Origin of the sequence: Dictyoglomus thermophilum H-6-12 (genome assembly GCF_000020965.1) — a bacterium.
GTDB classification, from domain to species: Bacteria; Dictyoglomota; Dictyoglomia; order Dictyoglomales; family Dictyoglomaceae; genus Dictyoglomus; species Dictyoglomus thermophilum.
The window spans coordinates 987,635-1,011,761 of the sequence record NC_011297.1 but is presented as its reverse complement, the minus strand read 5'-3'; the positions used below and the strand labels follow the sequence as shown (position 1 = coordinate 1,011,761).

Annotated in this window: 23 protein-coding genes; all 23 read right to left on the bottom strand. The window is 33.8% G+C overall.

The genetic code is table 11. From position 1 onward, the window contains the following. Window positions 1-16 precede the first annotated feature (16 nt). The 23 genes from ispH to DICTH_RS04870 all read right to left on the bottom strand — a co-directional run bounded on the left by ispH (window position 17) and on the right by DICTH_RS04870 (window position 24,120). Window positions 17-868: a 4-hydroxy-3-methylbut-2-enyl diphosphate reductase gene (gene ispH / locus DICTH_RS04980; RefSeq protein WP_012547369.1), complete on the bottom strand. Its 852-nt coding sequence runs from the start codon at window positions 866-868 to the stop codon at window positions 17-19. After that, the gene (locus DICTH_RS04975) at window positions 865-1,500 is read right to left on the bottom strand and encodes a lysophospholipid acyltransferase family protein (protein ID WP_012547319.1); all 636 of its coding nucleotides are present in this window, start codon (window positions 1,498-1,500) and stop codon (window positions 865-867) included. The genes ispH and DICTH_RS04975 overlap by 4 nt, the downstream gene beginning before the upstream one ends. Further along, window positions 1,487-2,149, bottom strand: a complete 663-nt coding sequence (locus DICTH_RS04970; RefSeq protein WP_012548028.1) for a lysophospholipid acyltransferase family protein — start codon at window positions 2,147-2,149, stop codon at window positions 1,487-1,489. Before DICTH_RS04970 ends, DICTH_RS04975 begins: the two co-directional genes overlap by 14 nt. Then, window positions 2,130-3,056 (bottom strand): ABC transporter permease, encoded by a 927-nt coding sequence (locus tag DICTH_RS04965; protein ID WP_012546970.1) that lies wholly within the window; start codon window positions 3,054-3,056, stop codon window positions 2,130-2,132. The genes DICTH_RS04970 and DICTH_RS04965 overlap by 20 nt, the downstream gene beginning before the upstream one ends. Further along, window positions 3,049-4,152 carry an ABC transporter permease gene (locus DICTH_RS04960; RefSeq protein WP_012548778.1) on the bottom strand — a complete coding sequence of 368 codons (1,104 nt, stop codon included), beginning with the start codon at window positions 4,150-4,152 and terminating at the stop codon, window positions 3,049-3,051. The genes DICTH_RS04965 and DICTH_RS04960 overlap by 8 nt, the downstream gene beginning before the upstream one ends. Beyond that, window positions 4,149-5,681: an ABC transporter ATP-binding protein gene (locus tag DICTH_RS04955; protein WP_012547610.1), complete on the bottom strand. Its 1,533-nt coding sequence runs from the start codon at window positions 5,679-5,681 to the stop codon at window positions 4,149-4,151. The genes DICTH_RS04960 and DICTH_RS04955 overlap by 4 nt, the downstream gene beginning before the upstream one ends. Before the next feature lie 61 nt (window positions 5,682-5,742). Continuing rightward, window positions 5,743-6,756 carry a BMP family lipoprotein gene (locus tag DICTH_RS04950; protein WP_012547169.1) on the bottom strand — a complete coding sequence of 338 codons (1,014 nt, stop codon included), beginning with the start codon at window positions 6,754-6,756 and terminating at the stop codon, window positions 5,743-5,745. A gap of 62 nt (window positions 6,757-6,818) precedes the next feature. Then, complete coding sequence (locus tag DICTH_RS04945; protein ID WP_012547927.1) at window positions 6,819-8,777, bottom strand: DNA translocase FtsK; 1,959 nt, start codon at window positions 8,775-8,777, stop codon at window positions 6,819-6,821. Window positions 8,778-8,781: 4 nt separating this feature from the next. Further along, window positions 8,782-10,428 (bottom strand): ribonuclease J, encoded by a 1,647-nt coding sequence (locus DICTH_RS04940; RefSeq protein WP_012547818.1) that lies wholly within the window; start codon window positions 10,426-10,428, stop codon window positions 8,782-8,784. Continuing rightward, window positions 10,418-11,314, bottom strand: coding sequence for a 4-hydroxy-tetrahydrodipicolinate synthase (dapA, locus tag DICTH_RS04935; RefSeq protein ID WP_012548588.1), 897 nt, complete (start codon window positions 11,312-11,314; stop codon window positions 10,418-10,420). Before dapA ends, DICTH_RS04940 begins: the two co-directional genes overlap by 11 nt. 4 nt (window positions 11,315-11,318) lie before the next feature. After that, window positions 11,319-12,125: a 4-hydroxy-tetrahydrodipicolinate reductase gene (gene dapB / locus DICTH_RS04930; RefSeq protein ID WP_012547543.1), complete on the bottom strand. Its 807-nt coding sequence runs from the start codon at window positions 12,123-12,125 to the stop codon at window positions 11,319-11,321. Then, on the bottom strand, window positions 12,118-13,389 hold the full coding sequence (locus DICTH_RS04925) for a M16 family metallopeptidase (RefSeq protein WP_012548361.1): 1,272 nt from the start codon (window positions 13,387-13,389) through the stop codon (window positions 12,118-12,120). Before DICTH_RS04925 ends, dapB begins: the two co-directional genes overlap by 8 nt. A gap of 9 nt (window positions 13,390-13,398) precedes the next feature. Next, window positions 13,399-15,480, bottom strand: coding sequence for a polyribonucleotide nucleotidyltransferase (locus DICTH_RS04920; RefSeq protein WP_012548646.1), 2,082 nt, complete (start codon window positions 15,478-15,480; stop codon window positions 13,399-13,401). A 6-nt stretch (window positions 15,481-15,486) separates the two neighbouring features. Further along, window positions 15,487-15,756 carry a 30S ribosomal protein S15 gene (gene rpsO / locus DICTH_RS04915; RefSeq protein WP_012548131.1) on the bottom strand — a complete coding sequence of 90 codons (270 nt, stop codon included), beginning with the start codon at window positions 15,754-15,756 and terminating at the stop codon, window positions 15,487-15,489. An 82-nt stretch (window positions 15,757-15,838) separates the two neighbouring features. Further along, window positions 15,839-16,450, bottom strand: a complete 612-nt coding sequence (locus DICTH_RS04910; protein ID WP_012547287.1) for a S16 family serine protease — start codon at window positions 16,448-16,450, stop codon at window positions 15,839-15,841. Further along, window positions 16,432-16,869, bottom strand: a complete 438-nt coding sequence (locus tag DICTH_RS04905; protein WP_012548415.1) for a hypothetical protein — start codon at window positions 16,867-16,869, stop codon at window positions 16,432-16,434. The genes DICTH_RS04910 and DICTH_RS04905 overlap by 19 nt, the downstream gene beginning before the upstream one ends. Window positions 16,870-16,875: 6 nt before the next feature. Continuing rightward, window positions 16,876-17,370 (bottom strand): pantetheine-phosphate adenylyltransferase, encoded by a 495-nt coding sequence (gene coaD, locus DICTH_RS04900; RefSeq protein WP_012547046.1) that lies wholly within the window; start codon window positions 17,368-17,370, stop codon window positions 16,876-16,878. After that, window positions 17,367-17,936, bottom strand: a complete 570-nt coding sequence (rsmD, locus tag DICTH_RS04895; RefSeq protein ID WP_012547865.1) for a 16S rRNA (guanine(966)-N(2))-methyltransferase RsmD — start codon at window positions 17,934-17,936, stop codon at window positions 17,367-17,369. Before rsmD ends, coaD begins: the two co-directional genes overlap by 4 nt. Continuing rightward, window positions 17,926-20,262 (bottom strand): ATP-dependent DNA helicase RecG, encoded by a 2,337-nt coding sequence (gene recG / locus DICTH_RS04890; RefSeq protein WP_012548735.1) that lies wholly within the window; start codon window positions 20,260-20,262, stop codon window positions 17,926-17,928. Before recG ends, rsmD begins: the two co-directional genes overlap by 11 nt. Window positions 20,263-20,270: 8 nt before the next feature. Further along, on the bottom strand, window positions 20,271-21,905 hold the full coding sequence (locus DICTH_RS04885; protein WP_012547672.1) for a DAK2 domain-containing protein: 1,635 nt from the start codon (window positions 21,903-21,905) through the stop codon (window positions 20,271-20,273). Next, entirely contained in the window at window positions 21,902-22,327 is a 426-nt protein-coding gene (locus DICTH_RS04880) for an Asp23/Gls24 family envelope stress response protein (protein WP_012547823.1), read from the bottom strand. Before DICTH_RS04880 ends, DICTH_RS04885 begins: the two co-directional genes overlap by 4 nt. After that, window positions 22,299-23,174, bottom strand: coding sequence for an ABC transporter permease (locus DICTH_RS04875; protein WP_012548340.1), 876 nt, complete (start codon window positions 23,172-23,174; stop codon window positions 22,299-22,301). Before DICTH_RS04875 ends, DICTH_RS04880 begins: the two co-directional genes overlap by 29 nt. A gap of 16 nt (window positions 23,175-23,190) precedes the next feature. Beyond that, the gene (locus DICTH_RS04870) at window positions 23,191-24,120 is read right to left on the bottom strand and encodes an ABC transporter permease (RefSeq protein ID WP_012547302.1); all 930 of its coding nucleotides are present in this window, start codon (window positions 24,118-24,120) and stop codon (window positions 23,191-23,193) included. Between the last annotated feature and the right edge of the window lie 7 nt (window positions 24,121-24,127).

Below are 24,127 nucleotides of genomic sequence, written 5' to 3'. Positions count from 1 at the left end.
ACTGGAATGCCCTTTTTTATACCAAATGAATCTCTAAGGGATACAGACTCTTTAATAGCTCTACTACCTCCTCTACAAAGTCATTAGGTGTTGATGTACCTGTAATTATACCAACTTTATTGTCTTCTTTAAACCAACTTTTGTCTATTTCTTCTATATTCTCAATGTGATAAGTTGGTATTTTCTTACTCAAAGTGATATACAGCCTCCTCGTATTTGCACTATTTTTTCCACCTAAAACAAGAGCAAGATCTACCATTTCCGACAACTTTTTAGCTTTTTCTTGTCTCTCAATAGTTTCAGGACATATGGTGTTAAATATTCTAATCTCTTTACCCTTTTCCATTATTAGATTTACTTTTTGAAGAGCATTATCTAAACTTTGAGTAGTTTGAAAAACTATACCAATCTTAGGATAATTTTCAATCTTTTTTATGTCATCTTCATTTTCTACTACTATACCTTGATCATCCGTGTAGCTTAATATTCCTATTACTTCTGGATGATTTTTTTCTCCTATGATCACTACTTTGTATTTATTCTTGTTTAGATATTCTGCGAGAATTTGGACTTTCTTTACCAGAGGACAAGTAGCATCATATACTCTGTTCCCTAAAGTTCTATAGAATTCTATATCCCTCTGAGGCAAACCATGAGCTCTAACGATTAGAGCCTTTCCTTCAACAAATCCGTTTTTCTCAAGAATTTTTATACCTTTTTTGGATAACTCTTCTATAACTTTAGGATTATGAACTAAAGCTCCTAAAGTATATACTTCGCCCTCATTAGAAAGGACTTTTTCGGCAAGGGATATAGACTTTTTAACCCCAGAACAAAATCCATAAGGTGTAGCAATATACAAAATCATTTTAAAAGCTCCATTAAGTTTGCCTTTATTTTCTCATTTACTTCTTTTATATCTTCCTTACTTGGCCTTCTAACCTTAGGTATCTCTATAATTTTCCCTATTCTGATTTTAATTCGTCCCTTAACCTGAGGGAAGAATTTTTTCCTTCTCCATATTTTTTCGGTACCTTTAATACCTACGGGTAGAATAGGTAGGCCGTGAGTTAGGGCAAGAGAAGCAGCACCATCTTTTAATTCCAGAAGTCCCATCTCAGGATGATCATTTCTTGTTCCCTCCGGAAAGATTACTATTATTTCGTTTTCTTTTATTAATTTATTTATCTTTTTCCATGTTTCGTATTTAAAATCCTTTCTATCTACATCTATTGCACCAAGCCATCTTAAAAAAGGATTAAATATTTTGGATTTAAATAACTCCTTTTTAGCAAGATAGAACAACCTTTTATCAAAAGCGGCCCCTATTACAATAGGATCAAGTATACTCACATGATTTGCCACAAGAATAAAAGAACGAGAGGGAATATTTTCTTTTCCCTCTACCTTATATCCCCATGTAATTTTTAATAAAAAACGGACAATAATTATTAAGGTTTTATAGAAAAAATGAGAAATTGCTTTTTTAATTTTCTTCATAATTTAAAGATTCTCTCCTTAAGACAGCTTCTATCTGTTTCATTATATTATTTGTAAACTCTTCTTCTTTAGCTCTATCAGGCTCTCCTTCATAATAAACAGGCTGTAAAAATATTACTTTTATTTTTCCTCTTAAAGATGGTACCTTTTTCTCAGGAGGCCATATACGATCAGCACCTATTATAGCTGTAGGGATAACTGGAACTTTCATCTTAGCTGCAAAATATCCAATACCTCTTTTAGGCTTAACTTCTTTTTTCTCCATTCTTAATCTCGTCCCCTCGGGAAAAACCAGCAAAACTTCTCCTCTTTTTAAGGCCTCAATACCACCTTTTACTGCAGAAAGATCAGCATGTTCTCTATTTACAGGAATCCCACCCAGAAAACGAGCAAATCTTCCCAATAAAGGATATTGAAATCTCTCTATTTTGCCAAGAGCCTTTATAGGTCTAGGTAAACTTACAGCAATAGCTAAAACATCAAGACTACTTCTATGATTTGGAGCAATTATTACAGGTCCATATAAAGGTATATTCTCAATACCCTTTACTTCCAATTTATAAAGTTTTTTGAGGAATATCCTTATAATATTTGCGATACCTTTATATATTAGAGGCTGGAAACTCGTACTATATTTCCTCCTTTTCATAAGGGATCCCATCACAAGCAGGAGGAGTAGACTTTCCAACAGCACCTACAAGAACAAGCATGGTTAAGATATAAGGTATCATCTGAATAAATTGAGTAGGTATTCCTACTCCTTCAAGTCTTATCCTTACCGCCTCTGCTATACCAAATAATAGACATGCTCCAAATGCCCCTATAGGGTTCCAATTACCAAAAATCATAGCAGCAAGAGCTATAAAACCTCTACCACCTGTCATGTTTTCTACAAATACTCTTGCGTGCTCCAAAGAAAGAAAAGCCCCACCCAATCCGCCTAAAATACCACTTATTAAAACTCCTACATACCTATACTTATAAACATTTACTCCTAAAGTATCTGCAGCCTGAGGATTCTCTCCTACAGCCCTTAATCTTAATCCAAAAACCGTCTTGTATATTACGTAATTAGAAAAAAAGACTATAACTATCATTAAAATTATAAGTGGTGACAAATCTTTAAAAAGAATACCAACGCCTGGGATAGACGACAAAATAGGGATACTAATAGGACTAAATCCCTCAATATGAGGAGACGATCCTGCAGCCTTAAATATTAGCCTAGAAAGAAAAGTAGTACCACCAGATGCCAACATATTTAAAGCTGTACCACTTATTATCTGATTTACTTTGAATCTTATAGATACTATTGCATGAATCAAAGAAACAGTCATACCAGCAAGAATAGCAAAAATTATACCTATTAATGGACTTTTGAAAAAGTAAGTTCCTACAGCAGCAAAAAAAGCGCCAAAGAGCATTATCCCTTCTAAAGCAATGTTTACTACTCCACTTCTTTCTGAGAATACCCCACCTAAGGAAGCATAAGTAAGAGGAGTAGCCATTCTAATAGCAGATACTATAGTTTCCCAAGCAAATATAGACTCAAACATATAAAATTTTCCTCCTTCTCTTTAAGAAACGAATAACTACTTCGTTTGTAACTACAATGGTCAATATTATTATAGCTTGAAGAACAGATATTATTTCACGAGGAATATGAGTAAAGACATCCATACCTATAGCCATTCTATCTAACGCTCCAAAAAGAAGAGCAGAAAATATAATACCTATAGGATGGTTTTTACCAAGCAAGGCTACAGCTATACCAGTAAAACCCATTCCATGGGTAAAGTTATCAAGAAACCTATACCTATAGCCTAAAACATCATTAATACTCGCTAATCCCGCTAAGGCACCACTTATCAGCATAGATAATAAAATTATTTTTTGAGGATTTATTCCTGCATTCTCTGAGGCGTGGGGATTTAGACCTAAAGCTCTTATCTCATATCCAAGTTTTGTCTTCCAAAGCAGATAATAGGTGAATATTATGGCAAGAACAGCAATTATCAACGAACTATTTAAAGGATTACTCTCTGGAATATTTATTCCTATTTTCTGGAATATACTGAAGAGTTTTGGTAAGGTAGCTGAAGAAGGTAATTTAGCTGTTTGAGGAAGAGGGTATATTACACCTTTTTCCCTAAATGTATTCACAACAAGATAATTAGTAAGGGCATATCCTATCCAGTTCATCATTATGGTATTTATTACTTCATGAGCTCCTAATTTTGCTTTTAGAAGCCCAGGAATAAGAGCCCATAATGCTCCACCTAAGGCTGCAAAAAGAAGAGTAATAAATAAGTGTAAAAAGGGAGGAAATAAAGGAGCAATATATAAACCTGCAATAGCAGAAACAAAACCTCCCACAAGAATTTGTCCTTCTGCTCCTATATTAAAGAGTCCAGCCTTAAAAGCTACTGCTACAGCGAGTCCAGCAAGAATGAAAGATGTAGTGTTGAAAAGAACATATCCCCAACCATTAGGGTTACCTAAAGCAAAACTTATTACTTCCTTATAAGTTTCTATAGGATTGTGTCCTAATAAAAATATTACAATACCCCCAAAAAAGAGAGCAATTAAAATGGAGATTGCAGGACTTATTATATTTAGAATTAAATTTTCAAGAAAATCTCTATTTTTCAAGTTAGAGCCTCCTTTAACTCTTTCTGTCTTTTAACTCCAGTCATATAATAACCTAATTCTTTTTCATCTACTTCACCCTCAACAAAAGATCCTACTATCTCTCCATTATACATAACTAAAATTCTGTCGCTTAAATTTAATATCTCATCCAAGTCTGCTGAAACTAACAATATTGCCTTACCTTGGTTTCTTAAATTAACTAATAATTGATGTATGAATTCTGTAGCTCCAATGTCTAATCCTCTGGTAGGCTGGGAAGCTATTAAAAAATCAGGAGAAAAACTAATCTCTCTTCCTACCACTACTTTTTGTTGATTTCCACCAGAAAGATTTCTAATAGGAGTCTTTATGCTTGGAGTTTTTACATCAAATTCCTTCACAATTTTCTCAGCATGAGAATTTATCTTTTCATAATTTAGAAAAACACCCTTTGAAAATTCTTTATAAAAATGTAAGCCAAGAATAGAATTTTCTGCAACCGAAAAATCAAGTACAAGTCCTCTTTTATGTCTATCTTCGGGGATATGACCTATATGCAGACGCCTTTGTCTTATGGTTTTCGAGGTTATATCTTTTCCTCTTACATAGATTTTTCCTTTTTGTATAGGAATCAATCCCACTATGCTCTCTACAAGTTCGGTTTGTCCATTTCCTTCTACTCCTGCAATACCTACAATCTCTCCTGCTCTAACATTAAAAGAAATACCCTTTACCACATCAAGACCTTTTCTTCCTTTTACCCATAGATTCTCTACTCTAAATATCTCATCACCTTTTTTGATTTTACTTTTCTCTACTTTTAAGAAGACCTCTCTTCCAACCATGAGTTGAGCAAGTTGATATTTATTAGTCCTTTTTGTCTCAAGAGTATCTACCAATCTACCTCTCCGCATTACACTAACTCTATCGGATATTTCTAAAACTTCATTTAGCTTATGAGATATGAAAATTATAGTCTTACCCTGTGAAGATAAATTTCTTAAGATTTTGAATAGCTCCTCTACTTCCTGAGGAGCAAGAACTGCTGTAGGTTCGTCTAAGATTAAAACCTCAGCTTTTCTATATAAAAGTTTCAAGATCTCTACTCTTTGAGCTTCACCCACTGATAGACTTTCAACTTTTGCGTATAAGTCTACTTTAAAACCTGTACTTTCCAGTAATTCTTTAATTAAAGTTTCTGCTTTTTTAAAGTCAAGAGAGATACCATTTTTTATTTCAGATCCTAAAATTATATTTTCAATTACTGAAAATGGAGGAATAAGCATAAAATGTTGATGCACCATACCAATTCCATTTTCTATAGCATCCCTTGGAGAATTAAATATAACTTTTTTACCTTTAATGTAAATATTTCCCTTGTCTGGCTTATAAAGACCATAAAGAATTTTCATCAAGGTAGATTTTCCTGCTCCATTTTCACCAACAATAGCATGAATTTCTCCAGGATATATAGAAAGATTTACATTATCATTTGCTAAAACTCCAGGAAAAACCTTTGTTATTCCTTCAAGTTTTATAATCTCTTCCACAGAAAAACCTCCTTAGTAAAGCCCCCTCTTTATATAAAGAGGGGGCTAATCTAAATATTATTTACTTCTTCAAATATTTTGCCTTAAACTCTTCAAAGGTCTTATCATCATAAGGTACCACGATTTTACCAGCTATGATATCTTTCTTTATCTGTTCAACTTTTTGTATTACACCAAGAGGTAGTAGTTTAGTTTTTTCATAATCAACCCCATTGTTCTTAAGACCAAAAACCCTTATTCCACTCTTAAAATTACCCTCTTTCACATCTTTGATAGTCTCATATACTGCTACGTCTACTCTCTTCAACATGCTTGTTATAATTCTATCAGGCATAATCCAGGATTGAGGAGAATCTACTCCAATGGCGTACTTATTAGTCTCTTTTGCTGCTTCAAATACTCCCTCTCCTGAAGCTCCCGAAGCGTGATAAATAATATCTGCTCCTTGTTTATACTGAGCTAATGCTAATTCTTTTCCTTTTACAGGATCTTTAAAGGCATCTCCAGTAACACCTATGTAATTTATCAAAACCTTTACCTTTGGATTTACATACATTGCTCCAGCCTTATATCCTACTTCAAATTTGTGTATTAATGGCATATCCATGCCACCCACAAATCCTATAACGTTACTTTTAGTCATTAAACCTGCGATAACTCCTACAAGGAAGGATCCTTCATGTTCATTAAAAACTAAAGAAGATACATTGGGTAATCCTTCGATCACTCCATCAACGATTGCAAATTTTACCTTTGGAAAATCTTTTGCTACCGCTGTAATAGCATCGGTAAATAGGAAACCTACACCTATTACTAAGTCATAATTTTGCTCTGCAAGAGTTCTAAGGAGTTCTTCTCTATTTGCTCCTCCGGGCCCTGGCTCTAAATCTTTTCCTTCTACCTTGAGGACTTTTATAGCCCTTTGAAGTCCTGTATATGCAGCATCATTAAAGGATTTATCTCCTCTTCCTCCCACATCGTAAACAATACCTACTCTTATAGTTTTAGCTGAAAATCCAATACTCATCAAACCTATAAAGGAAAGAATCAGGAATAACACAAAAATTTTACGCATTCTAAAAACCTCCTTCGTTGAGTATAGTATTTGGTTGTGTACACAAAATAGACTTGAAATCTTTAAATCTCATCACCTCCCCGCAAAACTTTTCTTGGTTTTCCCTCTCCCTGAGAGGCAACGTATCCTTTTTCTTCTAATATATCTAAAAGTCTTGCTGCTCTATTATAACCTATACTAAACTTTCTTTGAATATACGAAGTGGATATAATTTTTCTTCCTTTTAAAAGCTCAATTACCTGAGGAAGTAATGGATCACTAAACTCTGAGATCTCTTCTCTTTCTTCTTCCTGTTCAAGACTTTCAAGGGATATAGGTTCTACAGAGATTTCTGGAACATTTTCTAAAATATAATTAACTACATTCTTAATATCTTTTTCGTCCACGTATGGCGCTTGAAGTCTTATAGGATGTCCACTGGTTATAGGTTGGTAGAGCATATCTCCTTTACCAATTAATTTTTCTGCTCCGCTATCATCCAATATTATTCTTGAATCTATTTGAGAGGATACTGCAAAAGCAATCCTTGAAGGAATATTAGCCTTAATTAAGCCAGTTATAACATCTACTGAAGGTCTTTGAGTTGCTACTACTAGGTGAATCCCAGCAGCTCGTGCTTTTTGAGCCAATCTACATATTAAGTCTTCTATCTCCTTAGGAGAGGTCATCATTAGATCATTTAACTCATCGATGATTATTACAATATATGGTAAGTTTTCTTTTTCGTTTAGATTTTTATACTCCTCTATATTTCTTACCTCATTTTTTTCAAAAATCTCATATCTTCTTTCCATCTCTCCAACAGCCCATTTAAGAGCGAATACAGCCTTTTTAGGCTCTGTAACTACTGGGTGTCTCAGATATCTACCCATAAGCTTATTGTAAATGGAAAGCTCTACTCTTTTAGGGTCTATCATAAGTAGATTTAAAGTTTCAGGTGTATTCTTATAAAGAAGACTTATAATTAAAGCGTTTATAAACATACTCTTACCTGAACCCGTGGTTCCTGCAATTAAAAGATGTAATACTTCAGATAGATTTGCAACCTTTATATTACCTATAAGATCTTTACCAAGAGCAAAGGTTAGTGGATGTTTTGACTCTATAAAAGCATCGCTTTCTAATATTTCTCTTAGATATACTTTTACGGGTTTTCTTCTCGGGATTTCTACTCCTACAACCGATTTTCCTGGAACAGGAGCTTCAAACCTTACACTTGGAACAGCAAGGGCAAGAGCAATATCATTTGATAAATTTAAGACCTTACTTACCCTTGTGCCAGGAGCAAGAGTGATGTTATATCTAATAACAGAGGGTCCTATATTCCAATCTTGCACCTTTGCATCCACCTTAAAGCTTTTTAGAGTTTCTTCTAAATTTTTGGCTATTTGCTCATAATCCTCGAGCTCAGCTTTACTGGGAGCAGAATATGACAAGATAGATGTGGGAATTGAAAAGTCTAACTTAGTCTTTCTTTCTATATAAGAAGTTATTTGATTACTCTCTTTTGAGGTTTTTTTTGTTGTCTTCTCAAAAGATCTATCAGAGATTTTTTGAGTTTCTAAGTCTAAATTTACCTTTTTGTTTTTTTCCTTTTTTATACTAACTTTAGACTTAGGTGGTGGAAGCAAAAAAACAGCAATCGTAAGTGTAGCAACAGAAAATATAATATATCCAAAAAAGCCAATGTAAGGGAATATATTAAGTAAAAGTCTTCCTAATTCTCCTTCATATTTATATAAATTGAAAAATTTTATAAAAACAGTAAAAAGGCTAAATAAAGAAATAAGATAAAGTACTAATGCCAGAAATTCTTTTTCAAGGATTTTTCCTCTTAAAAGATAATATATGGCAAGGCCTTGAATGACAACAAATGGAATTAGATATATGCCAAAGAAATTTTTCAAAAAGTCAACAAAAATTCTACCCAGAACCCCACTTGACTCTGGAAATAACCAAGATAAAAAACCAAATATATTTATGCAGATTAGAAAAATACCAACCAATTTTCTCTTTTCCATCTTTCTAAATTTCCCACACTAGAGGTATAATCACAGGTTTTCTTTTTAACTCTTCATTAAAAAAATTCTCAAGAGTTTCCTTGACAAGAGCCTCTTTGTTTATATTGCCATTTTTTCCAGCTTTCTTTCTAAAAACCTCTCTCACTCTTTCTCTTGCTATCTCTATAAGCTCCTCCGAATCTTTTACAAATATAAAACCTTTTGAGATGATCTCTGGTCCATCTAAAATAAGACCTGTTTCACTGTCAATAAGAACCCCTACGATCAGGACTCCATCCTCAGCTAATCTTTTTCTCTCCATTAAAATAATGTTTCCTACGTCTCCAATACTAAGACCATCTACATATATATTATTTAAACTAATTTTACCATCTGTTATTGCTCTTCCATCCTCAAACTCCAAAATAGTACCATTTTCTATTATTATTATGTGATCCTTAGGAATACCTAGCTCCAAACCTATTTTCTTGAGAAGAGCTAAATGTCTATACTCTCCATGATAAGGGATAAGGTATTTGGGCTTTAACAAATTTATAAACATTTTCACTTCCTCTTGAGCAGCATGCCCTGAAACATGAACTCCTGCGTCTTTACCATATATGACTTCTACACCTTTTCTAAATAATTGATCTACCATTCTGTAAACCATAACCTCATTTCCAGGTATGGGTTTAGTAGATAATATTACAGTATCTCCTGGCCGAAGAGAGAGTTGTTTATAAGAATGGTTTGTAAGAAGAGACAAGGCTGAATATGGCTCTCCTTGACTTCCTGTTGTAAGAACAAGAACTTTTTCATCAGGAAGATTATTAACATCTTTTATGTTTATCATAATATCATCCGGAATGTTTATATATCCTAATCTTTTAGCAACTTCTATGTTGGTTATTAAACTTTTTCCAGCTATAGCAACCTTTCTACCAAATTTTAATGCCATATCTACTGCTTGTTGAATACGATGGAAATTAGAAGCAAAAGTAACAAGAAATATTCTGCTTTTAGTAGAATTGAATATGTTCTCAAAAGAACTTTTTACCAAACTTTCTGATGGTGTTATTCCAGGTTGTTCTACATTTGTACTATCACAGAATAGAGCAAGCACTCCTCTTTTTCCAAACTCTACTAATTTATTAAAATCAGGAGGATTACCATCTATAGGCGTCTGATCAAGTTTAAAATCACCACTTATTACAATTAAACCAACAGGAGTAGTTATAGCAAGTCCAATGGTATCGGGAATGCTATGAGTTTGTCTAAAGGTCTCGATGGTAAAAGGACCTATAGTTATGGTATCATTAGGTTTAATCTTATTAAGATTAGCTTTAAGCCTAAATTCTTCTAATTTTTTTTCCACCAAACCAAGGGTCAAGGGAGTTCCATAGATAGGAATATCTAAGTCTTTTAATAAGTATTGAAGAGCTCCTATATGATCCTCATGCCCATGAGTAAGAATTAACGCTTTAACTTTGTCTTTATTAGAAATCAGATAAGATATATCAGGGATAACAAAGTCAATACCAAGCATATCTCCATCGGGGAACATTAAACCAGCATCTATTACAATAATAGTATCCCCGTACTGGAGAAGAAGCATATTTTTACCAATTTCTCCAAAACCACCAATAGGAATAATTTTCAGCCTATGCCTCATTTATCTGAAAACCGTACTCCTTTAGAATTTTTATCAGCTCAGCTCTATTCTTACTATCTATAGGGGATAATGGTAATCTACATTTTCCTACTTTGTATCCAAGTAGATTAAGAGCTTCTTTTAAGGGGATAGGATTCGTAGTTAAGAACAACCCTTTAAATATAGGTAAAAGCTTAAGATGCAACTCTGCAGCTTTTTCCACATTACCACTGAAATAACTATTTATCATTTCTTTTATCTCTTTTCCTACTATGTGAGAGGCTACACTTATTACCCCATCCCCTCCTACACTGAGTAATGGAAGGGTCATAGAGTCATCACCACTATACAGCAAGAAGGGACGTGGTAAAAGCCTTCTTATCATTGCAATTTGGTTAATATCTCCACTTGCTTCTTTTACTCCTACAATATTTGGACAATCTTGGGCTAATCTCTTTAAAGTTTCAGGAAGGATATTTACTGCAGTTCTCGAAGGTATGTTGTATACTATAATTGGTAAAGAAGTTTCAGAGGCAATTTTAGCAAAATGTAGATATAAACCATCCTGTGGGGGTTTGTTATAATAAGGAGCAGTAGCTAAAATACCATCAACTCCTATTTTTTCAGCTTCTTTTGTAAGCTCTACAGACTCTTTTGTACAATAATTGGTAGTTCCAGCAATAACTTTAGCCCTATTTCCTGCTATCTTCTTTACTCTCTCAAAAAGTGCTAACTTTTCTTCTTTAGACAAAGTAGGAGCTTCCCCTGTAGTTCCAGAGACAAGAATACTATCGCTTCCATCTTCAATTAACTTTTCTACAATTCTGTCAACCTCACTCCAGTTAATTTCCCCATATTCGTCAAAAGGAGTTATCATTGCTGTTATCAAACTACCAAAATGAACCATAATTCTAAGCCTCCTCCCTATTTAGAAAAGATTCGAGCCCATAAAAGAAACCTTCTCTCTTAATTATCTCTCTGATGGCCATTAATACTCCAGGGATATAACATTCTCTACTAAGAGCATCGTGTCTTATACTTAAAGTCTGACCGAGCCCCCCAAATATAATCTCTTGATGAGCAACTAAACCAGGTAATCTAACACTATGTATATTTATTGAGTCCAGTTTTCCGCCACGAGAACCTGGTAATTTTTCAACTTTTGTTGCGTCCTTATGGGTTAAGTTATGTTTTTTCATCTCTTCGGAAAGTATTTCTGCGGTTAAAATTGCTGTGCCAGAAGGAGCATCAGCTTTTTCATTATGATGTAGTTCAATAATCTCCACATCTGGAAAATATTTTACAACTTGTTTGGCGAGTTGTATCATTAATACAGCTCCTAATGCAAAATTAGGCGCAATTAAAATTGCCGTATTGTTCTTTACTGCAAGGTCTTTAAATTCATTTATCATCTCCTGAGTAAGTCCCGTAGTTCCTACCACCATTCTTTTTCCCATCTGTAAAATCTTTTTTATATTTTGATAGGCTGCTTCAGCATTAGTAAAGTCTACGGCTACGTCAAAATCCTCTTTCAATTCTTCTATACTTCCTAAAACTTCAAGAGAAATTTTATCTGTCCCAATAATTTTCTCATATTTTTCGCCTTTAAAGTATGGGTCTATTGCTCCTACAAGTTCGATATCTACAGCATCAATTAATGCTTTTCCTATAACTCTTCCCATTTTTCCACAAGCTCCAAATAAGATAGTCTTAATCATTTTTAATTTCCCCCTTTAAAACATCTTTATGTTGAGAGTTTATAGGCCCCACCACAGATATGGAAAAAGGTCTATTAAAAATATCCCTAATGGTATCATTAACATCTCCTACAGTTACTTTTCTTATTTTCCTTATTTTGTCAAGCCAAGGAATAATCTTTCCATACACAAGATAAGAATCTAAAAGATAAAATAGTCTCTGAGAAGGACTTTCTATAGCCATTAAAATACTATTTATTGTTTGTCTTTTAGCAAGATCCAATTCCTCTTTAGATATCCCATTTTTGAGCAAGTTTTCTCTTTCTTGAAGCAAAGTCTGAAAAGTCTCAACTACTGTTTGGGGAGCAGTTGCAGTATAAATGCCAAACAGGGAGGCATCTTTGAAAGTTAAAAGTTGAGTTTCTACGTTATAAACAAGCCCCTTTTTTTCTCTTAGTTCTCTAAATAATCTTGAACTTATACCACCTCCAAGACTTACTGAAAGCAGAGCAAGAGACTCCCTTCGAGGATCTCCAGGAATATAACCTTCTGTTCCCCACAATATCTGTACTTGTTCAAAATTCCTCTTTAAAAATATTGATCTTGGTCTATACTTTGGAGGTTTTTGGTTAATAGTTCTTAAAAGGTTATTCACATCATTTTTATAAAAATAGTTTGCAAAAACCTCCTCTACTTTTTTTGAAGATACATCCCCGCTTACTCCCACAATCATATTATCTGTTCTGTAATGCTTGTTATAAAAAGAAATTATAAGATCTTTATCAAAACTTGTAACAGATTTTTCTGTACCTAATATTTCTCTGACCAATGGATGACTATCCCAAGAAGCCTTAAAAAAATTATCAAATACTAATTCTTCAGGGGAATCCTTATACATTCTAATTTCTTCTTTAACTACTAATTTCTCTAAATTTATCTCATCATCTGAAAATTGAGGCTTTAAAATAATATCACTAAGAAGCTTTACCCCCTTAACAAAATGATAACTCAATATTTTCAAAGTAAAATAGGTTACCTCTTTTGTCGTGAAAGCATTAAGTTCTCCACCTAGCTGATCAACTTCTTTTCGTATCTCATCTATCCCTCTTTCAGAATTGTTTTTAAACAAAAGATGCTCTACAAAGTGAGCAAGACCATGTTCTTTTTTTTCCTCATGTCTTGATCCAACTTTAACAGCTACTATTATATTTATGGTCTTTCTAGAGGGTGTATAATCATGAATAATTTTTAACCCATTTTTTAATTCAATTTCAGAAATATTCATCTATTTGTACTAAAGATCTTTTCTAGTCAAACTTATCCTTCCACTCGAATCTATCGAATCTACCTTTATAAGAATCTCATCACCCAAATTAATTTCCTCTCTTGTTTGGTTTTTACCTGTACCGGTGGTTTTGTATTTTGAGATATGAAGAAGTCCTATCTTTCCTGGTAATATCTCTACAAAAGCTCCATAATCTGTAACTCTTATAACTTTTCCTAAGAATATATCTCCTTCCTTAATATCTCTCGTATAGTCCTGTACCATCTGAGCAGCTTTTTCTGCGGATTCTTGATCTGGAGCTGAAATATAAACCAAACCTTCAGGCTTTATATTTATAGTAGTATGAGTTTCCTCAATAATCTTCTTTATATTCTTACCACTTGGCCCAATAAGGTCTCCAATTTTACTAGGATTAATTTCTAAAACCATTATTCTCGGCGCATATGGGGAAATTTCAGGCCTCGGCTGAGGTATAGTCTTTTCCATAATATCAAGAATTTGATATCTTGCCTCTTTTGCTTGTTTCAAAGTTCTCTCAATAATTTCATAAGATAGCCCATCAACTTTGATATCAAGTTGCACAGCTGTAATACCATTTCTGGTTCCAGCTATCTTAAAGTCCATTCCTCCTAAAGCATCTTCAAGTCCCTGAATATCCGTAAGTACTTCAAACCTATCTCCTTCTTTGATAAGGCCCATTGCAACTCCAGCTACGTGTGTCTTTATCGGGACCCCAGCATCCATTAATGAAAGACTACTACCGCATACACTTGCCATAGAAGTAGAACCATTAGAACTCAATACCTCAGAAACAACTCTAATTGTATAAGGAAATTCTTCTTCTTTAGGAATAAGTGGAAGTAATGCTCTTTCAGCAAGAGCTCCATGTCCTATTTCCCTTCTTTTAGGACCTCTCAATGGCTTTGCTTCTCCAACGGAAAAAGGTGGGAAGTTATAATGGTGTATATATCTCTTAGGTTCGCTTTCTATAACACTTTCTATTATTTGTTCCTCTCCAGCACCTAAAGTTACAACAGAAAGAACCTGAGTTTCTCCTCTCTGGAAAAGGGCAGAGCCATGGACTCTTTTCAGAACTCCGACTTCACAACTTACAGGTCTTATTTCGTTTAACTTTCTTCCATCTACCCTTCTTTTTTCTTCAAGCACTACTTGAGATAATATTTTCTTTGCTTCTTGATTAATTATTTCATCAACTTGAGCAGTTATTTCTCCATAAATAGGTTTAAAATGCTCTATTACTTTCTTTTTCAAATCTTCAAGAGCTTTTTGTCTTTCAGATTTACTTGGGGTAAAAATAGCATCCCTTATTTGGTCAACCGTAACATAGTCTAATACAGCTCTCTTTAATCTTTCGTCAACTACAAAGGGATCGTAATTAAATGGCGCAGGATTTATTTGAGATAAGATTTCTTCTTGGAAGTTAATTACATCTAACATTGCACTATGAGCCTTAATAATTCCTTCCAAAAAGATATCTTCAGGTACTTCCTTTCCGTCGCCCTCTATCATCAACACAGCATCTTTTGTGCCAGCCACAACCAAATCAAGTAATAAGGAATTGCTTAAAGTAACCGGTGGATTTATATACCATTCATTGCCGTCCCAACCTATTCTGACAGCTCCAATAGGTCCTTTGAATGGAAGACCAGCAAGTATTATGGCACAAGATGCACCAATTATGGAAGGAATATCTGTAGAGTTCTCGTGATCATAAGAAAGCACAGTTACTATTACTTGAACTTCGTTCCTAAAATCTTTTGCAAATAAGGGTCTTAAGGGCCTGTCAATTAATCTGGCAAACAGAATTTCAGGCTCTGTAGGTTTTCCTTCTCTTTTAAAAAATCCACCAGGAATTTTTCCAGCAGCATATAATCTCTCTACATACTCAACAGTTAACGGGAAAAAATCTACATCTTCTTTTTTATCTTCCGAAGCTACCACTGTAACAAGTACAGTAGTCTCCCCGTACTGAACAAGAGCTGCTCCTGTAGCTTGCCAAGCAACCTTCCCTATATCAATTTTTAGTTCTTTTCCTGCAAATTCTCTTTTAAACGAACAAACCTGTCGCATAGTCTACTACTTTCTTAACCCCAATTCTTGTATTAGTTTCTTGTATCTTTCAAAATCTTTCTCTTGTAGATACTTAAGTAGTTTTCTCCTTCTACCAATCATCTTTAATAGACCAACACGAGAATGATAATCCTTCTTATGTACTTTTAAATGTTCTGTAAGTCTCTTTATTCTTTCCGTAAGCAATGCAATTTGTACTTCTGGTGATCCAGAATCATTCTCGTTTAATCTGAATTTTTCAATTATCTGTTTCTTTTCCTCTTTAGTTAGAGCCATATTTTACCTCCTTCTATATTACAAAAAATCGCCTATAGCAATGGTGACCCATCACTATAGGTTAGTTATATTTTAACATAATTTATCTAATATTGACAACCTCAGGAACTGAAAACTTCAATAGATTCTTCTTAGCCTCTTCTATGTCATTTACAAAAATACAGTAAAGATCACCTTTTTTCTTATTTAAGTCTTTTTCGTTTTGAAAGGGCAATATTAAAACATTTAAATTTTCAGAAAGAGCTATTGAATATTTATTATTTATCCCTAATACAGGTAAAACCTTACCTTCTTCCGAAACATCCCCAATTATACCTATTTTAAAGTCATCAATAAACTTAAGTCTATTACTATAAGCCCAAAAAGATAGCATCAAACATAACATATCGGACTTACCATAAAATTGAATATCATCTCTTACTTTAAACCCTTTAAACTCAATTAGCTTATATTTTGAGAGTCGATTGTAGAAATAAAGATCTTTCATCAAAAGATGATAAATAAAGTTGTAAAAATGTGGATTTTTAGCTCTCAATAGAATAATGTAAAAACTTGATGGAAAATCTTCTGGCATATTTAAAAATAAGTCCTTAATATTAACAACTTTGCCTTCATCAAAATAAACAAAAAAAGAAGATAAAGTCTCTAAGATTAAAATAGAAATTAAGATTATTACTATAATTCTGATTTGCACTTCTTTATAAGTTCTATCTCCTTTTTTAGGAGATCTTCTACTTTGCTTAATAAATTTTCAATATATGCTTCCATCTCCTTTTTCACTTCTTCTGCCTCTTTCTTTGCATTGTTAATTATTTCTTCAGCTCTCTTTTGAGCCTCAAGAGTAATCTTGTTATTACTTACAAGAATTTCCGCTTCTTTTTGAGCTTGCTTTATTATCTCTTCCGCTTCCATATAGGCTCTATTTATTATCCTCTCATTATTTTCTATTATCTTTTTTGCCTCATAAAATTCTTGCGGAATAGATTTATCAAGTTTTTCAATTAATTCCATCAATTTTTCCCTATCCAGAAGAACCTTATCCCAAACTGGTATAGAAGGTGAGTTCTCAAGAGTTTCTCTTAATATTTTCAAAGTCTCTAAAATCTCATCCATTTTTAATCAAACTCCTTTAGGCTTAACTCCAAATTTCTCATAGAGTTTTTCTGCCACATAGTCAGGAACAAGGCCTTTTATACATCCACCAAAACTCGCAATTTCTTTGACCACACTTGAACTCAAAAATGTATACTTTAAATCACTTACTAAAAAAACAGTCTCACAGTCTGGATATAACTTCTTATTTGTCAAAGCTTGTTGAAACTCATATTCAAAATCTGAGACTGCTCTGAGTCCTCTTATAATAATTTTAACATTAATTTTTCTCAAGTAATCAACAAGTAAGCCACTAAAATGATCTATTCTTACATTTGGTATATCTTTTAAAGAATGCTCTAACATATCAAGTCTTTCTTCTAAAGAAAAAAGAGGTTTTTTAGAAATATTCTCAGCGACAAGAACTATGATCTCATCATAAATTTTTGCTCCTCTTTGGATAATGTCAATATGCCCATTGGTAACAGGATCAAAACTTCCAGGATAAACTGCTTTTATCATGTTTTTTCTCCCTTTTTATAAAATGATAACACAGTCTCACCATATTTTTTCTCCAAAAATTTAAACAAATGAGCATATTTTTCAGGCAAAATCGTCTTTTTGTGATGTTCTATAATCAGCATACCTTGATCTTTTAGCCAATTAAAATCATTAACATATTTTACCACATCTACAATTTTTTCACCTAACTCATAAGGTGGATCTGCAAATATAATATCAAACCTTTCCAAAGAAAACTTATTTAAAAAATCAAATACATCTTTATAAATTACCCTTGTCTTATCTTGCAAACCAAGACTCTTAATGTTTTCTCTCAAGAGTCTTACAGCATTAAGGTGATTTTCTACGAAAACAACCTTTTCTGCTCCATAGCTTATAGCTTCAATACCTACAATACCAGATCCTGCAAAGAGATCAAGAAAAAAGCTTCCTAAAATTTTGTCTGAAATCATATCAAACATAGATTTTCTTACCTGTTCCATGGTAATCCTATAATTTCCCTGTTTAAGGACCTTTATTTTCTTATCCTTTAAAAGACCTCCAGAGATTTTTATTTCAGAGGACAATTTCTTTTAACTCTCCCTTCAAATATCTATTTAGCCACTTATTTATTAAATTCTTCTCATACTCACTTAATCTCTCATTTTCATATCTCATTAATTCGAAAGCTTCATTCCTCGCTATCTCAAAGAGTTTCATATCTTTTGTCAAATCCACAATGAGAGAATTAAGAGCACCGTGCTGTCTCGTTCCGAAGAATTCTCCAGGACCTCTAATTTCAAGATCTTTATTAGCTATTACAAAACCGTCGTTGGTTTCCACCATTACTTTTAATCTTTCAGTTGCATCTTCACCCTTAAGATCTGCTATAAGAAAACAATATGCTTGCTCACTTCCTCGCCCTACTCTTCCCCTCAACTGATGAAGCTGAGCAAGTCCAAATCTATGTGCATCCTCTATAACCATTATGGAAGCATTAGGTATATCCACGCCAACCTCTATAACTGTTGTAGCAACAAGAATTTGGATTTCACCATTTTGAAACTCTTCCATTATTCTATTTCTTTCTTCACTTGGTACTAATCCATGGATCAAACCTATTTTAAACTGGGGAAAGAATTTCTTTAATTCCTCATACAATTTCTTCGCCGATTCTGCCTCCAATTTCTCTGACTCTTCTATTAATGGACATACTACAAAAGCCTGTTTACCCTTCATGATTTCTTTCTCTACAAAGGAATAAACCTTTTTTCTTTCCCTTTTGGAGAAAAGATATGTTATAACAGGTTTTCTTCCAGGGGGAAGTTCATCTATTATAGAAATATCCAGCTCTCCATAAAGTACCAAGGCAAGAGATCTTGGAATAGGAGTTGCAGTCATTACAAGAAGATGAGGGTTTTCGCCTTTTTTCCACAGTTTTGCCCTTTGAATTACTCCAAACCTATGCTGCTCATCAATAATTACCAAGCCTAATTTCTTGAAAGTTACTTCTTCCTGAATTAAAGCATGTGTTCCTATTACTATAGGCAATTTACCTTCCGCAAGATCAAGATAAATATAAGTTTTTTCTTTTTTAGGAGTACTACTAGTTAAGAGTGCTATTCTTATACCTAAAGGCTCAAAAATCTTTTTAAGTCTATTATAATGTTGCTCTGCTAAGATTTCTGTTGGGACCATAAAGGCAGTTTGGTATCCGTTATCATAAGCAAGAATTGCAGCAAGGGCTGCAATTACGGTCTTTCCTGAGCCCACATCTCCCTGCAAAAGCCTATGCATAGGCCTTCCCGAGGATAAATCTTTTTTTATTTCCTCCCAAACTTTTTCTTGAGCTTTTGTTAATTTAAAAGGTAAAGAATTTAAAAACCTCTCTACTAACTCACTATCGGTTTTAAAAACAGGAGCAGACAGTTTCTCTATTTCTTTTCGCTTCTCGGCAAGGTTAAGCTGTAAGAAAAATAACTCTTCAAAGGCTATTCTCTTGGAGGCGCTTGCCATGGTTAGAAAAGAAGTTGGGAAATGCTTTTCCCAAATACTCACAGGTTTATCCATGAGATTGTATTTTTCTCTCAAATACTTAGGTAAAGGATCTTCAAGGAAAATAGAATAATCAGTCAATGCGTCATATATAATCTTCCTCAAGACTTTTTGAGTAAGACCAGAAGTCAATGAGTAAATAGGTACTATTCTTCCTACATTTAAGAACTCTTTGTCTTCTTCATCTAAAACTTCATATTCAGGGTTTTCAAATTCTATATGTTTTAAAACTCTCTTTACTTCACCAGAGATAAGTACATCAGTTCCCTGAGGAAGCGCTTGTTTAATGTATTTTTGGCCATACCATACTCCGTAAACTATACCAGTACCATCAGTTAATTTTGCTTTTATTATGGGGATTTTTTTATAAAGAGTTTTTGTCTCTTCGTAGTCTATGATTTTTACCTTTATAGTTACCTTTTCTCCAGGTTTCAATTCAGAAATTTTCTTTAATTTAGATCTATCGTCATAATCCCTTGGATAATAAGTGATCAGATCATAAATAGTGTATATTTCAAGCTTATTTAAAAGCTTTGCTCTATGAGGACCAACTCCTTTTAAGAATTGAACCGGTTTTTCCCAAAAATTCTCTTCCGTATAAAACTCTATTGCCCTTTCAATAATATCCTTAATTCTTAATACAATCTGGGATCTCTCTTCTTGACCCCTTTTTGAATAGTCTTTTATCAGATCCAAAACCTTTTGAGTCCAAAAACCATTATAGACGGGAAATTGTTTAATAGCTACGGTAATCGCTTTTTCAAGTCCATACTTGATACTCTTATCAGAAAAATTAGAAGAGATTTCCTCTTCTAATATTTTTTTGAGTCCCTTAAGAAGTTTTATTTCTATGGACATTATTAAGTTTATTCAATGCCAAAATAATAATAATAGAAGGGTTGGCCTCCGTATAGAAGTTCAACAGAATACTGAGGATACTTTTCTTTTATTATTGATAACAAAGTTTCTGCTTCTTTTTCTTTTACTTCTTCTCCATAGTACACACTTATAATTTCTGAACTTTCATCTAAAAGCAAATTCAAAAGGTCTAAAGAGACTTTATAAATATCATTTCCTGTTACTTTTACCTCGTCATTAGTAAGACCTATAAGATCACCCTCTTTTATGGCCAGTCCATTTACAGAAGAATCTTTTATAGCTCTTGTTATCTCTCCTACCTTAATCTTGTTCATGGCTTTTTCCATCTTTTCCTTTACAACTTCCCAACTATCCTTAGGGTTATATTCGTATAGGACTCTTATACCTTCAAGTACATGTTTTGTAGGAATTATAACCACTCTATCTTTATGAATACTTTCCAACTGTTTTGCCGCAAGAATAACATTTTTATTATTAGGCAAAATAAAAACTTTTCTTGCTCTTACTTTTTCCACTGCATTGGACAGCGATTCTACACTGGGATTTAAAGTTTGTCCTCCATTTACTATCATGTCCACGCCTAAACTCTTGAATATTTCGTTTATACCCTTTCCCCAAGATACAGCTACAAATCCAATTTCCTTTAATGGTGTCTTTACATCCTGAGATATTTCTTCTTTTAATCTCTCTTCATGCTGCTCAGCCATATTATCAATCTTTATCCTTGATAGACTCCCAAGCTCCAATGCTCTTTCAAGTACTAGTCCCGGATGGTTGGTATGAATATGAACCTTTAAAAGACCCGGAGCTTCTGAGGTTACTATACTATCTCCTTGAGTTTCAAGCCATTTTTTAAAGTTTGTAAAGTCAACATTTTCGTAGGAATTTATTATAAATTCCGTACAATATTGGTAAGTTAACACATAACTTTCAAGAATTTCTCTTTCAGGTTTTTCTTTTATCTCTACCACTTTTTCTTTCTCTTTTGGTAATTCTAATTCAACCCCAGAAAGGGCTTCATAAAAACCTGTCCATATCCAAACAAGACCTTGACCTCCTGCGTCAACTACTTTTGCTTCTTTTAATATAGGCAATAAATTAGGAGTATTTAAAAGAGATTCTTTAGCTTTCTCAAGGGTTCTCTCCATTATTTTTAAAATATCCTGTGTCTCTCTTAAAGCTAGTACTGCTTCTTTTACCCCATCTCTGAGTACAGTTAGTATTGTTCCTTCTGTAGGTTTAAGTACTGCTCTGTAAGCAACTCTAGTAGCATTCTGCCAACTTTTAACCCATATCTTAGCATCTATTTCTTCGTGATTCCTAATAACCTCACAAAAACCCCTTATAATTTGAGAAAGTATAACTCCTGAATTTCCCCTTGCTCCCATCAGAGATCCTTTTATAGCTGCGTCTGCTATGCTTCTTATAGTTAAGGTTTTTACTTTTTTAATTTCATTTAAAGTTGACCGCATTGTATAAAGCATATTAGTTCCAGTATCCCCATCAGGTACAGGAAAAACATTTAATAAATCTATTTCTTCTCTATGTTTTTCTAATTCATAAGTAGCATACTCAAAGAGTTTAACCAACAAATTACTATCAATTATGTATACGCCCATCATATCTCTTCTTCCCACATTATTGGTTCTTTTTCTTCTTTAACTCTTATACCCCACACATTTACATTTATTTCTTTTACATTAAGTCCTACCGTCCTCTCCAAACTCCACTTTACCCTTTCCATAACATTATGAGCTACTTCTGGAATTCTTACACCGTAAGCAACAATTATATAAAGATCAATTTTTATACCATCTTCGTCTATCTCTACTTTAACCCCTCTATTAGCTTCTTCCAATTTAAGTAACTCGCTTATTCCGTCTGCAATGTTACTTGCTGCCATCCCAACCACACCGTAGCTTTGAAGCGTGGCAACACTAGCCAATGTTGCGATAGCAGTAGGAGATATTTCTACCCATCCGAGTCCTGTGAAATATTTTTGTTTATTTTTTTCTTTAGATATAAAGTCTCGGATCCAGCGCATCTCTTAAACCATCTCCTAAAAGATTAAAACCAAACACTATTATCATTATAACAAGACCTGGAGCTACAGGATACCACCAACAACTTCTCAAATAAGCAAGCCCTGCCTGTACCATAGAACCTAAACTTGGAGTAGGTGCTTGAACTCCTAATCCTAGAAAAGAAAGCCCTGCCTCTAACATAATCATACCACCCATTCCAAGGGTTGCCTCAATTATAATTGGAGACAAAGCATTGGGCAATATATGCCTGAAAAGAATTCTCCAAGTAGATGCTCCAACCGCTTGAGCCGATGCAACAAAATCTCTCTCCCTGAGACTGAGTACTTGTCCTCTTACTATTCTTGATACTCCTGCCCAACCAATTATTGCAACTGCAATATACAAGTTGTGAATTCCCGTACCTAAAGTAGAGACTACAGCAATAACAAATAATAAGAATGGGAATGCAAAAAGTATTTCGACGATCCTCATTATCAAATCATCAATCCATCCTCCATAAAAACCTGCAATAAGTCCTAATACTGTCCCAAGAGAAATAGAAATAAGTTGGGCAAAAAAGGCAAATTGTAACGATATCTTTGTTCCATATATAATTCTGCTCAAAATATCTCTCCCAAACTCATCGGTTCCTAAAGGATGTTCCCAACTCGGCGGTTGCAAGGCTCGAGAAAGGTCAACCTCATTCCAAGGATAGGGTGAAATATATTGAGCTGAAAGAGCAACTATGACAAAAAAGATGACTATTCCAAGCCCTAATAAGGCAAGTTTGTTTTTAGATAATCTTTTCCAAGCGATTTTCCATAAACTTCTTGGTTTTCTATTTTCTTTTTTAATTTCAGTTGCCATAACTTAAAACCTCCAACTACTCGTACCTTATCCTTGGATCTATTAGAGCATAAGATAAGTCCACAATCAAATTTGCTAAAATATAAATAAGAGCTATCACAATGACCCCACCCTGAAGTACAGGAAGATCTCTATCAAGAATAGCTTGGACAACTAATCTTCCTATGCCTGGCCATGCAAATATAGTTTCAGTTAAAACTGCTCCAGTCAACAAATCTCCTACTACCATACCTGCATATGTTACTACAGGAATTAGAGCATTACGTAAAGCATGTTTAAATATAACTTTAGACTCAGGTAATCCCTTAGCTCTAGCAGTTGTAATATATTCCTGTCTTATCACTTCTAACATTGATGACCTTGCTAACCTAGCAAAATAGGCTGCAGGCCTTGTACCAAGAGTTATAGCAGGTAGTATTACTGCTTTTATACCATATTCAGAGATATATCCGCCCAAGGGTAGCCATCCTAATTTAAAGCCAAAAATAAGTAGCAATATTATTCCAACCCAATATACAGGAGCAGATACTCCTAAAAGAGCAATAACCATAGCAGTATAGTCAAAAAAAGAGTACTGCTTTACCGCTGAAATAATACCCGCTGTGACTCCTAACAAAATAGCTATTATGAAGGCAAAAAAGGCAAGAACTGCTGTTGCTTGTAATCTCTCTCCAATGGATTCAATAACTGGAATATTGGTCTTAAAAGATCTACCAAAATCCAACCTGATTATTCTCCCTAAAAAGAGGAGATATTGAACAGCTAAAGGCTTATCTAATCCCCAAATTGATCTAATTCTCGCTATAGTTTCTGCATCCGCTCTTTGTCCAGCAATAAGCCTTGCTGGATCTCCAGGTGCAATAAAAAACAGAATAAAAGTTATCAAAGTTACACCTATAAATACTGGTATGGCTTGTAGTAATCTTCTTACTATATATCTTAACAACTTAGTC